Here is a 17,186-nt window from a genome sequence, read left to right as displayed (position 1 = left end):
CGCCTCATTCCACGATCTCAAGCTGCACGTACGACGGCGGCGGCTGGACCACGCTCAGGTCGGCCTCCAGGACCACGTGCGCGCCGTCCCTGCTCACCTCCCGGAACCCGGCGAACGCGTAGGTGACCTGCATCATGCGGTTGCGGCCCGTCTCCACGAAGTCGGCGCGGACCGCGGCCCCGGCCTCGGCGGCCAGCCGCATGATGTGGTTCAGCAGGACCATGCCGACGCCGCGTGACATCACCCGGCACGACATGAGCATCATGTTGAGCCGCCAGACCTCCTCCTGCTTCTCCACCAGGGCCAGCCCGATCTTGCCGTAGCTGCCGAACTTGTCGGTGAGCGAGGCGACCAGGACCAGGTGGTCGGGCGACTCGCGCAGCGTGTCGAGCTCCTCGTAGGAATAGGTGCGGCCGGTGGAGTTGAGCTGGTTGGTGCGGACCGTGAGCTCCTCCGCCCTCTGCAGGTCGTCGCGGAGCGCGGGCGCGATCGTGAACGACATCTCCAGGCTGGCGAGGAACTCCTCGTTGGTGCCGACGAACTCGCTCTCCAGCTCGTCGCGGGCGATCTGGCCCTGGTACATCTCGCGGCGCAGCGCCGACTCGTCGGTGACGAAGCGGGGCTGGAACTCCGGCCGCTCCAGCGCGTCGTGCAGCTCCAGGATGTCGACGCAGGTCACCTGGGGCACCTCGTGGGCCACCTCGGCCAGCTCGAACGGCTGGTCGTCGACGAAGGCGAAGGCGTCCAGGCCCAGGTTGAGCGCCTTGGCGATCCGGCGGATGGACTCCGACTTGGCGTTCCAGCCGATCTGCGGGAACAGGAACATCTTGTCCAGGCCGAGCACGCGCAGCTTCTCCAGCGCGGTGTCCCGGTCGTTCTTGCTGGCGACCGAGTGGAGGACGCCCTTGCGGTCGAGTTCGAAGATCGCCTCCACCACGCTCTCGCGGACGTGCACCTCCTCGTCCTCCAGCAGGACCCCGTCCCACAGCGTGTGGTCGAGGTCCCAGACGATGCACTTGATCCGCCCCTGTACGGGTTTCTCGGGGAGGAGGGCGACGGTCTCTACGGTCATGGCTTCTCCCGATCTGCCTGACCAGCGATGGTCATGCGCTGGATCTCGTTGCTGCCTTCGATGATCTCCATCACCTTGGCGTCCCTGTAGAAGCGCGCCACCGGGTAGTCGGGGGTGAACCCGTTGGCGCCGTGGATCTGGACCGCCTCGGAGGCGTGTTTCGCCGCCGCGGTGGAGGCGAAGTACTTGGCGATCCAGGTGGCCATGAGCGTGGCCGAGTCGCCCGCGTCCTTCAGCCGGCCGGCCTCGGACAGCAGCAGGCGCGCCGCCCGCGCGTCGGTGACCATGTCGGAGAGCTTCGCCTGGATGAGCGGGAGGTCGCGCAGCGGCTTGCCGCCGACCTCACGCTTGGCGGCGTAGGCCGCGCTCGCCTCCAGGCAGCCCTGGACGATGCCGACCGACCCGGCCGCCACGCTGTAGCGGCCCAGATCGAGGGTGCCGGTGAGGACCATCCCCGCGGTGAAGCCGCTCGGGCCGAGCAACGCCTCGCGCTCGACCTCCACGTCCGTGAAGGTGATCTCGGCCAGCATGGAAGCCCGGGTGCCCAGGATCTCCTCGATCGGGCGCACCCGGACGCCCGGGGTGTCCTTCGGCACCAGGAAGGCGCCGATGCTGGAGGCGGTGCGGGCGAAGACGAGGAACACGTCCGCCCGCTGGCCGCCGGTCGTCCACTTCTTGGTGCCGTTGATCACCCAGCCGCGGTCGGTCTCCGTGGCGGTGGTGGTGATGCCGGAGGTGTCGCTGCCGGCGCCCGGCTCCGACAGGCAGAAGGCGCCCAGCGCCGCTCCGCTCGCCAGTGCCGGGCCCCACTGCTCGCGCTGGGCCGGGGTGGCCCAGCGCTGCACGGTCCACGACAGCATCGTGTGCACGGTGAGCAGGCTGCGGACCGAGGAGCAGCCCCGGCCCACCTCCTCGTGCACCTCGCCCAGCGTCACCATGTCCATGCCGGCGCCGCCGTACCGCTCGGGCAGGAAGGGGGCCCACAGGCCCGCTTCGCTCGCCTTGCGGATCAGGTCCTCGGGCACGCGGCCGTCGAGGTCCCAGGCGTCGGCGTGAGGCACGATGTGCGCGTCGACGAACTCGCGGGCCGAGCGCCGGTCGGTGACCCTGCTCGTGGTCACGCCGCCACTCTCGCCAGCCTGTCGACCAGCTCGGCCATCGAGTCGGCCGTGCGGAAGTTGTCGATGCGCAGCTCGTCGTTGGGGATGGTGACGCCGAAGGTCTTCTCGACGAACATCACCAGCTCCATCGCGAACAGCGAGTTGACGAACCCGAGGGCGAAGATGTCCTGCGCGGCGTCGAGCTCGGCCTGCGGGAAGCGGCCACGGACGAAGTCGAGGATCTGGCCCTGAGCGGTGTTGGACATGGTGGTGAACCCTTCTCAGTTGTAGGTGTAGAAACCGCGGCCGGACTTACGGCCGTGCAGCCCGGCGTCCGTCATCTGCTTGAGCAGGGGGCACGGCCGGTACTTGCTGTCCGCGTAGTGCTCGTAGAGCACCTCGACGGAGTAGAGGATGGTGTCGACGCCGATCAGGTCGGCGGTCTCCAGCGGGCCCATCGGGTGGCCGAAGCAGCTGCGGAAGACCTCGTCGACGGACTCGGCGGTGGCCACGCCCTCGTGGACCAGGTACGCCGCCTCGTTGACGGTGAGCATGAGCACCCGGTTGGAGACGAACCCGCAGGCGTCCTTGACGTCGATGGCCTTCTTGCCCATGGCCTTGAGCAGGTCGCGCGTACGCTCGACGGTCTCGGCCGAGGTGTGGAAGCCGGGGATCAGCTCGCAGGCGGGCTTGGCCGGCACCGGGTTCATGAAGTGCACCCCGACGACCTTGTCGGGACGCCGGGTGATCGAGGCCATCTTGGTGATCGGGATCGCCGAGGTGTTGACCACGAAGACCGTGTCGGGCCCGCAGACCTCGTCGAGCTCCTCGTGGACGGCCCGCTTGACGTCCCAGTTCTCGGTGACGTTCTCGATGACGACCTCGGCCTTGGCCGCGCCGCCGACACCCACCGACGTGGTGATCCTCGACAGGATCTCGTCGGCGTCCAGCGCCGGTCCGCCCATGAGCCGGCTCATCCGCGCGTTGCGCGAGATGGTTTCGAGCGCCTCCTTGAGAATCTGCTCGTCCTTGTCGACCAGGACCACGTCGTGCCCGGTCTGCGCGAGGTTCTGGGCGACGCCGACGCCCATGACGCCTGCGCCGATTACGCCGATCAAAGCCATGACATTCCCCTTCGTTACCGGCCACGCCTGCGGGCGGCCGAGGCTTCGAGTCCTGATCTGCGGAGCTGGGCGCGCACCTGGCTGCCGCCTTCGGTGCCGCCGTCGGTCTGCGCCTCTCCCGAGGCCATCGCCTCCACGGTCTGGGCCAGCGCGGCCACCGTGGGCGCCTCGTAGAGGATGTGCGGGGGCAGCTCGGCCAGCTCGAACGCGCGGCGGACCGCGGCCACGATGGTGACGCCGAGCAGCGAGTTGCCGCCGAGTTCGAAGAAGTTGTCCAGGACGCCGACCCGCTCCAGCTTGAGCAGGTCGCACCAGATCCCGGCGATCTTCTCCTCCGCGGGGCCGGTGGGCTCCTGGTAGGAGGTGACCAGTTCGGGACGGGGGTGCCGCTCGCCGCTCGCCTCGGCGGCGGTGACCGCCTCCAGGGTGAACATCGAGCTGCCCTCGACCAGCGTCGGGAAGTCCTGGGTGGACACCACGACGCGGGGCTCGCCGCTGGCCAGCACCCGCAACAGCGAGCGCCAGCCGTCCTCGAACCCGATGCCGATGCGCACCCGGTTCTTGCGGAAGAAGTCCTGGAGCCCCTCGTCGTAGCCGGCCAGGCCGGCCTCCCAGGCGTTCCACGTCCACTCGCCCCAGTCGACCGACACCACGCGGGTCCCGGAGGAGGCCGGCCGGTGGGCATAGGCGTCGAGGTAGGCGTTCGCGGCGCAGTAGTCCACCTGGCCGGGGCCGCCGCCGGTGGCGGAGGTGATCGAGGAGAACAGGACGAGGAAGTCCAGCTCGGCCTCGTCCGGCTCGCCCAGGCGCAGCGCCTCGGCCAGCGCCCGCATACCGGCGATCTTGGGCGCCATGACCTCGTCGAGCTCTTCCGGCCGCTTGAACTGCATCAGTCCCATGCCGGGCACGCCCGCCGCGTGCAGCACGCCGTGCAGCGTGCCGAACCGCTCGCGGGCCCGCTCGACCGCGCGGGCGACGTCGTCCGCGCTGGCCACGTCGCCGACGACCACCTCGACCTCGCCGCCGGCCGCCTCGATCGCCAGCACCCGCTCGACGCGGTGGCGGATCGTCTCGCCGGCCTGCTCGGCGCCGCCCAGGATCGCGGCCCAGCGGGAGCGCTCCGGCAGGCCGTTCCTGGCCAGCAGCACCAGCTTGGCCTGCGACTCCTTGGCCAGCTGCTCGGCCAGGCCGAGCGCGATGCCGCCCAGGCCGCCGGTGATCAGGTAGACGCCGCCGTCGCGCAGCGGCTCGGCCTCCGGCAGCGGCATGCGGTCGTAGCCGGGCACCCAGCGCCTGCCGCGCCGCAGCGCCACCGTCCTGGCGGACTGCTCGCGCACCAGCTCGGCCACCAGGTCGGCGGGACCGTCCCGCTCGGCGTCGATGAAGCGGGTGCGGACGTTCGGGTACTCCAGCGGGATCACCAGGCTCGGGCCGATCAGCTGCGCGCTGTCCGGGTTCGTGACGTCCTCGCCGAGCACCTGCTGGGTGCCGGTGACCGCCACGTCCAGCGACCAGCTGTCCACACCCGACTCGCCCGCCGCCCTGGCCAGCGCGACCAGCGTGTGGGGGCCCTGTTCCGTCGCGTCCAGCCCCCAGAGGTGGACGACCCGGTCGAGGGGACGGCCCGCGCCGCGCAGATCTCTGAGCAGGGCCGCGGTGTCGGCCACGTTGCCGGGCCTGATCGTGTAGCCGTCCGGGGAGGTGGTGTAGGCGTCGCCGGGCCGTACCACCGAGATGGGCTTGTCCGTGGTACGGCGGAGCTCGTCCACCACGCGCTCGGCCAGCCCGTCGCGGGCGTAGACCAGCCAGGTGGCGGGCTCGGCCCTCGGCGAGGCGGTGACCTGGCGCCAGACGGGCTGGTAGAGCCACTGGTCCTCGGGCAGCTTGGCCAGGCTCGTGATCGCGTCGAACAGCGAGCCCTCGGCGATCGCGTCCTCGACCGTCCTCTTCCTGCCCTTGCTCGCGGGCGGGTCGATCCAGTAGCGCAGCCGCTGGAACGGATAGGTGGGCAACGGCACGCGGCCCGGCAGCCCGGCGGGGTCGGCACCCTCGACGCGGCCGTGGTAGGCGTCCCAGTCGAGGGTGGCGCCGCCCAGCCAGAGGCGGGCCAGGCAGCCGGCGAACACCTCGTCGTCGGGCCGGTTGTCCCCGGCGGCCGGCAGTACGTGGGAGATGAGCGGCCAGCGCTGCGGCGGGCAGCCCGCGCCGCGCACCAGCGCGCCGAGCGACTGGCCCGGCCCGATCTCCACGATCGCCAGCTCCGGGTCGGCCAGCAGGCTCTCGAGCCCGGCGGCGAAGCGCACGGTCTCGCACATGTGCCTGGCCCAGTAGCCGGGGTCGCGCACCTCCTCGCCGGCCACCTGGCCGGTCAGGTTCGACACGTACGGCAGCGCCGGGGCGTTGAGCCGGACGTTCTTCTTCACCCAGTCGGTGAGCTCGGCGGCGATCGGCTCCAGCATCCTGGAGTGGAAGGCGTGCGTGGTCTGCAGCGGTCGGCACGGCACCTCCGCCGCCCGAAGCCGCTCGGCCAGGGCGTCCACCGCCTCGCCCGGCCCGGCGACGACCGTCACCTGCGGCCCGTTGACGGCGGCCACGTCCAGCCCGTCCAGCGGGAAGCGGCGGCGCAGGCCGTCCTCGGGCATGGAGATCGCGAGCATGGAGCCGCCGGGCAGTCCGGCGATGAGCCTGGCCCGGTGGGCGACCAGCTTGAGCGCGTCCTCCAGGGACAGGACTCCGGCCAGGGTGGCGGCCACGTACTCGCCGAGGCTGTAGCCGAGCATGATCCGCGGCTGGAGGCCCCAGTCCATGAGCGTGCGGGCCAGCGCGTACTCGACGGCGAACAGCGCGGGCTGGACCAGCTCCGTGCGCTCCAGCCGGGCGGCGCGCTCGTCGCCGTCGCCGCCGCGGCCCAGCAGCGCGGCCAGGCCGGGCGCGCCGCCGCGCTCGCCGGTCAGCAGGTCGTCCAGGTCCAGCTCCCGCAGCTGCTCAAGGCAGGTGTCGAGGTGGGCCTTGAAGACCGGCTCGTGCGCGTAGAGCCCGCCGACCAGGCCCGGGTACTGCTCGCCGACGCCGCCCAGGAGGAAGGCGACCTGCCGTCCCTGCACGGTGTCGACCCGGTTCAGGACTCCGGTGCCGGTCAGTTCCCGCGCGGCTTCCTCGACGGTGGCGGCGACCAGGGCCCGGCGGTGCTCGAACGTCTTGCGTCCCACCTGAAGGGTGTACGCGACGTCGGCGAGCCGGGCCCCGGTCGCCTCTCGCAGGTGCCCGCCAAGGCGTTGGCACGCCTGGTCCGCCGCCGTGGCATTGCGCGCGGACAGCGGGAGCACCTGGTACCTGCGCGGGGACTCGGGGGCGGTGTCCCTGGCAGGCGCCTGTTCGACGACGAGGTGCACGTTCGTGCCGCCCATGCCGAGCGAGTTGAGTCCGGCGATGCGCGGGCGCCCGTCACGGGTGCGCCACTCGGCCAGCTCGGTGTTGACGTAGAACGGGCTGTCGTCGAAGTCGATCTCGGGGTTGGGGCTGGTGTAGTGCAGGCTCGGCGGGATCATCCCGCTGTCCAGCGCGAGCGCCGTCTTGATCAGGCCGCTGGCGCCGGCCGCGCGGTCGAGGTGGCCGACGTTGGTTTTCACCGAGCCGATGGGGCAGTACCGCTTGTCACTGGTCCGGCCGAAGGCCCGGGTCAGCGCGGCCACCTCGATCGGGTCGCCGAGCTCGGTCGCGGTGCCGTGAGCCTCGATGTAGCTGATGTCGTCGCCGCTCACGCCGGCGTCGGCCATCGCGTCGGAGATGACCCTGGCCTGGCCGACCACGCTGGGCGCGGTGTAGCCGACCTTGAGCGCGCCGTCGTTGTTCATGGCCGCGCCGCGGATGACCGCCCAGACGTGGTCGCCGTCGCGGATCGCGTCCGGCAGCCGCTTCAGCAGTACGGCCGCGGCCCCGTCGCCGAACATGCTGCCCCGCGCCTGGGCGTCGAACGTGCGCACGTGCCCGTCGGGCGACTCCTGCCCGCCCGGCCCGAACTTGTGTCCCACCCGGTCCGGCACCCGGATCGAGACGCCGCCGGCCAGCGCCAGCTCGCACTCGCCCGCCCGCAGGCTCTGCACCGCCATGTGCGCGGCCACCAGCGAGGTGGAGCAGAACGTCTGCACCGCCACGCTCGGCCCGTACAGGTCGAACAGGTAGGACACGACCGTGGTCAGGGCGTCCTTGTCATTGCCCATGATGACTTCGAAGTCGCTGAAGTCGTCGCTGTCGGCGCCCAGCAGGTGGTCGCTCATGCGCAGCAGGTACGTGCTGATGTTGGCGCCGCCGAACACGCCGACCCGGCCCCGGTTCTCGGGGGCGGCGTACCCGCCCTGCTCCAGGGCCTCCCAGCAGACCTCCAGGAAGGCCCGCTGCTGCGGGTCGGTGATCGCGGCCATGCGCGGGCTCATCCCGAAGAAGGCGGCGTCGAACTCGGCCACCTCGTCCAGCACCGGCCGCGCCGGCACGTAGGCCGGGTCGCGCACCAGCTCGGGGTCCACGCCCGCCGCCACCAGCTCCTCCTCGGAGAAGAAGGTGATGGACTCGACGCCGTCGCGCAGGTTGCGCCAGAAGGCGCCCACGTCGGAGGCGCCGGGGAAACGCCCGGCCATGCCAACGATGGCGATCCGCCGGTCGTCGTCGTCCTCGCTGGGCTTCGCCCGCTCGACGACCCTCGCGTTCGCGGGCGCGGCGGGCAGGGCCGCGCCGCGCTCGTCGAGTATCGCCGCCAGCCGGTTCACCGTCGGCGCCTCGAACAGCATCACCGTCGGTACGGCCACGCCGAACCGCTCCTTCACCAGCCGGAGCATCTGCAGCGCGACCAGCGAGTTGCCGCCCAGGTCGAAGAAGTTGTCCCGGGTGCCGACCGGCTCGACGCCCAGCACGTCGGACCAGAGCTCGGCCAGGCCGCGCTCGGCGTCCGTGAGCGGCGGGCTGTACGGCTGCGGCAGCTCAGGCCGGGGAAACCGGTCCCCCTTGGCCGTCACCGGCGTGGTCGCGGCCGCGCGCGGCAGCCGGTCGTCCAGCCCGCCCGCCGCCACCACGAGGCCCGGCTCGGGCGCGGCGAGCAGCCGGTCGAAGGCGGCCATGCCCTCTTCCGTGCTCATCGAGTGCGCCACCATCGCGGCGCCGAGCCCGCCGCCCAGGCGCTCCAGCGAGACCGCCCAGGTGTCCCAGCCCGCCGCCACCCACGTGGTCGGGGTACGGCGGGCGTGGACGCGGTGGGCCAGCGCGGTCAGGGCGGCGTTGGCGGCGGCGTAGCTGCCGAACGTGATGCCGCCGAGGATCGAGGAGGTGGAGGAGAACAGCACGCAGAACGCGGGCGGCCGCTCCATCTCGTCGAAGACCCGCTCCAGGACCTTGGCACCGGCCACCTTGGCGGCGAAGTGCCTGGCCACAGCGGCCTCGTCCAGGTCGCGCAGGGAGACGAAGGTGTCGGGGGAGCTCTCGGCGGCCAGGTGGATCACGCCGTCGACGCCGTCGAGGGCGGCGCGCATGGCGTCCGGGTCGGTGACGTCCACGGCCGGGGTCGCCACTTCGACGCCGCGCGCCCTGAGCCGCTCCACAGCCGCGTGACGCGGGTCGGCGGCCTGCCCGTTGAGGCTCCGCAGGCCGTTGCGGCTGGTCAGGACGAGGCGGCCGGCTCCGGCGTCGGCCAGGTGGTCGGCCAGCAGAAGACCGACCGGGCCCAGGCCACCGGTCACCAGGTAGGCGCCGCCCTTCCTGACACCCTCCAGGCGGTCGGCGGATTCGCCGGCCTCTCGGGTGTCGGCGGGGCGTGCCGGCTCGAAGGCGCGCAGGAGGCGGCGGCCGTCGCGGTAGGCGGCCAGGACCTCGCCCTGCGGCGCGGCGAGTTCGGCGGCCAGCAGCGCGGCGGCCTCCCCTGCGGCCAGGCCCGGTGGCAGGTCGACGGCGCGGCAGTCGAGGTTCAGGTACTCCTGGTTGGCCACCAGCGGCAGCGTCGCCACGGCCGCCTGGGCGGGCGACGGGCTCTCGCCGGGAAGCACGGCCTGGCCGCCGGAGGTGACCACGAGGATCCGGGTGTTGTCGCCGCTCTCGGCCCAGGTGTCCAGGAGCGCGGACACGGGCAGCAGGGCCTCGCGGCCGTCGCTGCCGGCGTCGGTGTGGTCGAGCATGCGCAGGTCGACCACCACGTCGGCCGCTCCGGGCCCGGCGTCGACGGCCACGTCCGCGGCTCCGGCGTCGATCTCGACGTCGGTGCCCGCGGCGCGCAGTACCCGGGCCAGGGCCCCGGCGACGCCGCCGCGGTCGGCGACCAGCACGGCCCGCCCGACCGGCGCGGACGCCCCGGCGGTTTCCGCGGCGGTCCACTTCGCGGTCATCACCCGCACGTGCGGTTCCGGCGTGGCGGCCGGTGCCGGGAGGTCGATCGGCGCGACGGCAGCCGCCGTGGCGGTGGGCGCGTCCACCCAGTAGCGGGTGCGCTGGAACGGGTACGGCGGCAGCGACACCTTGGCCACCGGGCGGTCCTGCTGGTAGCCGGCCCAGTCCACGGGCACCCCGGCCAGCCACAGCCGGCCGACCGCCTCGGCGAGCACCTTCCCGGCGGGCCGCCGGTCGCTCTCGGCGGGCAGCGCCTGCACGATGAGCGGCCACCGGTCGCGCGGGCAGTCGCGGTGCCCGCGGACCATCGCGCCCAGCGACGGACCGGGGCCGATCTCCAGCAGCGCGGCCTCGTCGTGCCCGAGCAGCGTGCCGATGACCTTGTCGAACTGCACGGGCGCGCACATGTGCTCGGCCCAGTAGCCGGGGTCGGTCACCTGCTCGGCGGTGGCGAGGGCGCCGGTCACGTTGGAGACGTAGGGGACGCGGGGCGGGTTGAGCGTGATGGTGGCGGCGATCCACGCGGTGAGCTCGCCGCGGATCGGCTCCATCATGCGCGAGTGGAAGGCGTGGGTGGTGGCCAGCGGGCGGCACGGGATCGACTCGGCCTCCAGCAGCGCCCGCACGGCCGCCATGCCCTCCGGCTCGCCGGAGATCACGGTCAGCTCGGGGCCGCTGACGGCGGCCACGTCCACGCCGGGGACGGGAGCGATGCGCGCCCTGACCTCGGCCTCGGGCAGCGGGACGGCGCTCATGGTGCCCGCGGGCAACTGGTTGATCAGCTTGGCCCGGTGGGCGACCAGCGCGAGCGCGTCGTCCAGCGAGAGGACCCCGGCCAGGGTCGCGGCCACGTACTCGCCGAGGCTGTAGCCGGCCAGGATCGACGGCTCGACGCCCCAGGAGCGCACGAGACGCGCCAGCGCGTACTCCACCGCGAACAACGCGGGCTGGAGCAGGTCGGTCGAGGTGGCGTCCGAGGCCTCGGCGCGGCCCAGCATCCTGGCCAGCGCGCCCGCCTCGCCCGTCACGCGGGGGCGGAGCATGCCGGCCAGCGGGTCGGCGCCGTCCATGAGCCCGCGCAGCGCCGTACGGCACCGGTCGAGTGTCTGGGCGAAGACCGGCTCGGTGTCGTACAGGTCGGCGGCCATGCCCGCGTACTGCTCGCCGGTGCCCGCCAGCAGGAAGGCCACGGGCCGGTCGTCACGGGTGTCGGAGCGGGTGAGCACGGCCGGTTCGCGCAGCCCGGCCACGGCCTCGGCCGCGTCGCCGGCGACCAGGATCCTGCGGTGCCCGAACAGCTGACGGCCCGACTGCAGCGTGTGCGCGACGTCGGCCAGCCGTACGCCTTCCTGGCTCTCCAGGTGGGCGGCCAGCCGGTCCGTCATCGCGTCCGCCGCCTCGGCGGTGCGCGCCGACCAGACCAGCAGCTCGGCCCGCGGCTCCGTCTCCGGCCTCGGCGCCGGCGGCGCCTCCTCCAGGACCACGTGGGCGTTCGTGCCGCCGATGCCGAAGGCGCTGACCCCCGCCCTCCTGGTACGGCCGGCCGCCCGCGGCCAGGAGCGCAGCTCGGTGACGACCTCGATCTCGGCGTCGCCGCTGCTGAGCTGCTGGTTGGGCGTGACCAGGTTGAGCGTGGGCGGGATCTCGTCGTTGCGCAGCGCCAGCGCCGCCTTGATGAGGCTGGTCACCCCGGCCGCCCGGTCGAGGTGGCCCAGGTTCGTCTTCACGGAGCCGACGAGCAGCGACTCGCCGCGGAAGACCTGCTGGATCGCGGCGAGCTCGGCGGCGTCGCCGAGCGCGGTGCCGGTGCCGTGCGCCTCCACGTAGTCGATGTCGGAGGGGGCGAGGTCGGCGGCGGCCAGCGCCTCGGCCATGACCGAGGCCTGTCCCTGCACGCCGGGTGCGGTGAAGCCGACCTTCTTGCCGCCGTCGTTGTTGACCGCCCAGCCTCGGATGACCGCGTAGATCTGGTCGCCGGCGTCCAGCGCGTCCTCCAGACGGCGCAGCACGATCACGCCGACGCCACTGCCGAGCGGGCTGCCGAGTCCCGCCGCGTCGAAGGCGCGGCACTCGCCGTCGGGCGGGGCGATCCCGCCGGGCTGGTAGATGTAGCCGACGCGGTGGGGGACGTTGACGGCGACGCCGCCGGCCAGCGCCATGTCGCACTCGAACCCGGCCAGGCTCGTGGCCGCCGCGCAGATCGCGACCAGCGAGGTCGAGCAGTAGCTCTGCACGCCGTAACTGGGTCCGGTCAGGCCCAGCGTGTGCGCGACGCGGGTGGTCAGCGAGTCCTTGTCGTTGGCCAGGCCGAGCGCCAGGTGGCCCATGACCTCGCCGATGCCGCCGGGCAGCAGGTTGTTCTGCATGTAGGAGCTGTGGGCGCAGCCGCCGAAGACGCCGATGGAGCCGTCGAAGCGGGTCGGGTCGCAGCCCGCGTCCTCCAGCGCCGCCCAGCTGTGCTCCATGAACAACCGGTGCTGCGGGTCGAGGATCTGCGCCTCCTTGGCGCCCAGCCCGAAGAACGAGGCGTCGAACAGGTCGATGCCCTCGATGACCGGGTTGGCCTTCACGTAGCTCGGGTCCTGGAGCTGCTCCTCGGTGACACCCTCGGCGCGCAGTTCCTCGTCGGTGAAGCGGGTGATCCCCGATCTGCCCGCCCTGATGGCGGACCACAACTCGGCGACGCCGGGCGCGCCCGGGAACCTCCCGGACATCCCGACGATCGCGATGTCGGTGCCGGCGCTCTCGTCACTCACGGTTCTTGTCCCTTCCGGTGCTGGGCCTTCCGCTTGCGGACCGGGCGCGGCGCCGCCGCTGACCCCTCGCCGAGCTGCTGGTCAGTACTTCCTGCGTGGCCGACTCGCCGCCGTCGACGGCCGCGGCGAACGCGGCCACGGTCGGGTGCTCGAACAGCACGGCCGGGGCGATCGGGACGCCGAGCTCCTTCTCGATGGCGAGCACCATGGCCATTCCGACCAGGGAGTTGCCGCCGAGGTCGAAGAACGGGTCGTGCACGCCCACCTGGGCGATGCCGAGGTAGGCGCCCCACATCTCGGCGATCAGCGTCTCCCGCTCGTTACGCGGCCGCGCGTAGTCGGTGCGCAGCTGCGGGCGGGGGAAGCGCTCGCCGCGCGGGACCGCGGAGGCGGCGCCGATGAGGTTGTCGATGTCGAGCATCGCCGTCCACTCCCTGACCACCTCCCCGAGCGGCTGCCTGGCGGCCAGGACGTAGCCGTGGCCGCCCCGGATGATCGTGTCGAGGAGCTCGTTGCCCGCCTCCTCGGCGAAGCCGTACCTCTCGCGGTAGGCGCGCACCCGCTCGGCCAGGCCGCCGGTGCCCTTGAAGTTCTCGGCCTGCCAGTCGTCGTGCAGCCAGGGGCCCCAGGAGATGGAGACGACCTTGGTGGAAGGGGCGGTGGCGGCCAGCGCCTCGCCGTAGGCGTCGAGGACGCTGTTGGCCGCGCAGTAGTCGCCCTCGCCGATTCCGCCGAACGCGGTGACCGCCGAGGAGTACAGGACGAGCAGCTCCGGCCGCTCGTGTTCCGGGGTCCGCGCGCTGACCAGTTCGGCCAGCGGGCCCATGGCCAGGACCTTGGGCGCGAGCACCGCGCGGGCCTCGGCGACGGTCCTGCGCTGCATCAGCCCGCCCGCGGGCAGACCGGCCGAGTGGATCACGCCGTGCAGGGCGCCGTAGTGGCCGCGCACGTCCTCGATGGCCCGCCCGAACCGCTCCGCGTTCCCGGTGTCGGCGGCCACCAGCAGCACCTGCGCGCCCGCTGCCTCCAGCGCCGCGACGTCCTGGAGCGTGCGCTCCGCACGGCTGCCGGGCTCCGGCGTCGCCTCCCTGTCGAGTGGGGTACGGCTCAGCAGCGCCAGCTTCCTGACCCCGCTCCGCACCAGGTGCCTGGCCAGCCCCATCCCCAGCCCCCGGGTGCCACCCGTGATCAGGTAGACCCCGTCGGCGCGCCAGGGTGAGCCCTCGCCGGGGGGCGTGGACGGCACCTCGGACCAGGCGCGGAGCCAGCGGTGGGTGCGGCGCCAGCCGGCCAGGGCGTCGCTGCCGCCGACCTCGGCGATCAGTTCGGCGGCCAGTTGCCCGGCCACCAGTCGCCCGGCTTCCTGCGCCTCGGCCGGGGCGTCGGGGTCGAGGTCGACGCCGGTCCAGCTCAGGTCCTTGAACTCGTGCTGCACCGCCCGCCCGAACCCGTGTGCCATGGCCTGCTGGGGCGCGAGCGCGTCCCCGCCGAGGATCTCGGTGGCGCCCCGGGTGACGGTGAGCAGCCGGGAGCCGGGGGTGACGTTCATGGCCTGGGTGGCCAGCAGCAGGCTGTCGAAGCCGTGGCCGATGGCCGCCACCAGGTCGGTACGGTCCGACAGCAGGCTCCACAGGTGGGCCACGTGCACGGGACCGCCGGGCAGGTCGGCGAACACCTCGGCGTAGTGGGCCGGGTCCGCGGGGTCGATGGTCAGGCGGCGGCCTTCACGATGGGCAGGGGTGCCGGCGCTCGTGCCGGGGAGGACTTCGATGACCGTGGTGCCGCCGGCTTCGGCCAGGTCGGCGAGAGCCGTACCGGCGAGGCCGTCGGAGAAGATCACGAGCGGGCCGGGCAGGGAGAGGAAGGCCGGGTGGGCGGGGCGTGCGGCGGCCCGCTGCCACGCGGGCACGAACCGGAAGTCGGCCGGGTCGCTCGAACGGGCGGGGGCGGCGGCCCTGATGACGGTGGCGGGGGCGACGTCCCGGCCCGGCTCGGGCCAGAAGCGGGTGCGCTGGAACGGGTAGCCCGGCAGGGTGGTCACGCCCGCGCCGGACGGGCCGGTCAGGTCCCAGCGGATCGTGGCGCCCAGCTCCCACAGCCGGCCCGCGCTCTCCAGCAGTTCGGTCCTGGCGTCGCGCCGCTCGCCGGTCGTCCACAGCGCGGGCAGTGTGCCGAGGACGGCGGCGGGCCCCGCGCCGGCGAGGTTCTGGCGGACCAGCCCGCCGAGCGTCTGCCCGGCGCCCAGCTCGATGAAGACGTCGATGTCCTGGTCCACGCAGTGGCGTACGCCGTCGGCGAAGCGGACCGGGCTGACGAGCTGGTCGGCCCAGTAGGTGGCGCTGACCGCCTGTTCGGGGGTGAGGGCGGCGCCGGTGAGGTTCGCGACGATCGTGGTGGACGGCGGCTTTCGCGGCACGGTCTCCAGCAGAGCCAGCAGCTTGTCGCGGGCCGGCTGCAGCAGCGAGCTGTGGAAGGCGTGCGCCGAGCGCATCGGGCGGCAGGCCAGCCCGGCGGCCATCAGGACGGTGGTGGCCTGCTCGATCTGGCCGGGCAGGCCGCTCAGGACCGTCATCGACGGGCCGTTGAGCGCGGCCACGTCGACCTCCAGGTCGGGCAGCGCCTCGCGGATGCGCTCCTCCGAGGCGGCCACAGCGACCATGCGGCCCGCGGGGACCGCGTTGATCAGATGGGCCCGCTCGATCACCACGTGCAGGGCGTCCTCAAGGGTGAAGACGCCGGCCAGGCAGGCGGCCACGTACTCGCCGAGGCTGTAGCCGATGAGCATGTCGGGGGTGACGCCCCAGTGCGCGAGCAGCTTGGCCAGCGCGTACTCGACCGTGAACTGGAAGGGGTGGGCGATCGGGGCGTGGTCGAGCGGGTCGTCGGCGCGCTCGCCGGTGTCGCGGCCGAGCAGCGCGGCCAGGTCGTCCTGCCGCGGGGCGGCCTCGGCTTCGAAGAAGGGGCGCAGGTCCAGGTCGGCGTGCGCCAGCACCCGCTCGACGCAGTCGTCCACGGCCTGTGCGTAGACGGGCTCGCTCGCGTACAGCTCCTTGCCCAGGCCGGCGTACTGGTCGCCGACGCCGGGGAGCAGGAAGGCGATCCTCGGGTTGTCCTTGGCCCGGGGCGTCCCGGGGGCCTCCGCCAGGGAACGCAGGCGGGTGACGGCCTCGCGCAGGTCCTCCACGACCAGCAGGCGCCGGTGGTCCAGGTGGGCGCGGCCGTCCTGCAGCGTGCGGGCCACGTCGGCGGCGCGCAGATCCGGCTGCCCGGCCAGGCTGAGCGCCAGCCGTCCCGCGTGCTCGCGCAGCGCGGTCTCGCTGCCCGCCGAGACGGGGAGGGCGTAGACGGGTGCGGCCACCGGCGGCGCTTCGGGAGCGGGGGCCGCTTCCAGCACCACGTGGGCGTTCGAGCCCGACAGGCCGAACGAGCTGACGCCCGCCAGCCTCGGCGCCAGCTCCAGCACCTCGTTGACCGGCTGGACGGTGCCGTCCTCGGGGATGGCCGTCGCGGGACGGTCCAGGTTGAGGTTGGGCGGCACCAGCCCGTTCTCCAGCACGAGCACGGTCTTGATCAGCCCGGCGACCCCGGCGGCGGCCTGCGTGTGGCCGATGTTGGTCTTGATGGCGCCCACCCGCAGCGGCCGCTCGGCCGGGCGCTCGCCGAACACGTCGTGCAGGGCCGACAGCTCGATCGCGTCGCCGAGCTGGGTGCCGGAGCCGTGCGCCTCCACGTAGTCGACCTCGTCGGCGCGGACGCGGGCGGCGGCGTGCGCGCGGGTGATCACGTCGACCTGGGCGCTCCTGCTGGGCGCGGTGAGCCCGTTGCTGCGCCCGTCCTGGTTGACCGCCGAGCCCCTGATCACCGCCCGGATACGCCGCCCGTTGGCCAGCGCCTTCGACAGCGGCTCCAGCACCACCAGGCCGCCGCCCTCGCCCATGACGTAGCCGTCGGCGCCCTCGTCGAAGGTCTTGCACCGGCCGTCGGAGCACATCATCATGCCCGCGCACGCCTGGATGAACATCGACGGGTGCAGGGTGAGCGAGCAGCCCGCGGCCAAGGCCAGGTCGCACTCGCCCCTGCGCAGGCTCTCGACGGCCAGGTGCACGGCGATCAGCGAGGAGGAGCAGGCGGTGTCCACGCTCATCGTGGGGCCGGTCAGGTCGAGCTGATAGGCGATCCGGCCGGCGGCCACGCTGGAGATGGCGCCCTGGCCCAGGTACGGGTCGGCGACCGCGTCCCGGCCCTGGAGCTCCATCTGGAGCCGGCCGTACTGGAGAGTGTCCATGTAGCCGACCATCACGCCGGTCCTGCTGCCGGCCATCCGGTCGGGGGCCAAGCCCGCGTTCTCCAAGCCTTCCCACGCCAGCTCCAGCAGCAGCCGCTGCTGCGGGTCCATGCGCAGCGCCTCGCGCGGCGAGATGCCGAAGAACTCCGCGTCCCAGCCGGTCACGTCGTCGAGGAAGCAGCCGTAGCGCGTGTACATGCCGCCCGGCTTCTGCGGGTCGGGGTCGTAGTAGTCATCGATGTCCCAGCGGGCGGGCGGCACCTCGCCGACGGCGCTCCTGCCTTCGCGCAGCAGCTCCCACAGGCCCTCGATCGTGTCGCCGCCGCCCGGGTAGCGGCAGGCCATGCCGACGACGGCGATGGGCTCGTGGCGGCGGTCCTCGGCCTCGGTGAGGTTCCGGCGCGCTTGGGCCAGTTCGACGGTCACACGCTTGAGGTAGGCGCGCAGCTTTTCCTCGGTCCCCATCGGGCGAACCTTTCCGGT

At 73.1% G+C, this 17,186-nt stretch carries 6 protein-coding genes; all 6 read right to left on the bottom strand.

Annotated features, from left to right (window positions below):
• Window positions 1–4: 4 nt before the first annotated feature.
• From ACIBHY_RS34305 to ACIBHY_RS34280, 6 genes are read right to left on the bottom strand one after another with little or no spacing between them, the layout of a single operon-like run.
• Entirely contained in the window at window positions 5–1,072 is a 1,068-nt protein-coding gene (locus tag ACIBHY_RS34305) for an HAD-IIIC family phosphatase (RefSeq protein WP_397252670.1), read from the bottom strand.
• A complete protein-coding gene (locus ACIBHY_RS34300) occupies window positions 1,069–2,193 on the bottom strand; it encodes an acyl-CoA dehydrogenase family protein (protein WP_397252671.1) in 1,125 nt (374 codons plus the stop codon). The genes ACIBHY_RS34305 and ACIBHY_RS34300 overlap by 4 nt, the downstream gene beginning before the upstream one ends.
• Complete coding sequence (locus ACIBHY_RS34295) at window positions 2,190–2,438, bottom strand: acyl carrier protein (protein WP_184971176.1); 249 nt, start codon at window positions 2,436–2,438, stop codon at window positions 2,190–2,192. Before ACIBHY_RS34295 ends, ACIBHY_RS34300 begins: the two co-directional genes overlap by 4 nt.
• Before the next feature lie 15 nt (window positions 2,439–2,453).
• On the bottom strand, window positions 2,454–3,296 hold the full coding sequence (locus ACIBHY_RS34290) for a 3-hydroxyacyl-CoA dehydrogenase family protein (RefSeq protein ID WP_397252672.1): 843 nt from the start codon (window positions 3,294–3,296) through the stop codon (window positions 2,454–2,456).
• A 14-nt stretch (window positions 3,297–3,310) separates the two neighbouring features.
• A complete protein-coding gene (locus ACIBHY_RS34285) occupies window positions 3,311–12,418 on the bottom strand; it encodes an SDR family NAD(P)-dependent oxidoreductase (RefSeq protein ID WP_397308858.1) in 9,108 nt (3,035 codons plus the stop codon).
• Entirely contained in the window at window positions 12,411–17,168 is a 4,758-nt protein-coding gene (locus ACIBHY_RS34280) for an SDR family NAD(P)-dependent oxidoreductase (RefSeq protein ID WP_397308857.1), read from the bottom strand. Before ACIBHY_RS34280 ends, ACIBHY_RS34285 begins: the two co-directional genes overlap by 8 nt.
• Window positions 17,169–17,186 lie beyond the last annotated feature (18 nt).

Source organism: Nonomuraea sp. NPDC050547, from assembly GCF_044457345.1.
Taxonomy (GTDB): domain Bacteria; phylum Actinomycetota; class Actinomycetes; order Streptosporangiales; family Streptosporangiaceae; genus Nonomuraea.
Note: the sequence above shows the minus strand (reverse complement) of the source record. Positions and strands in the feature narration are given on the sequence as shown.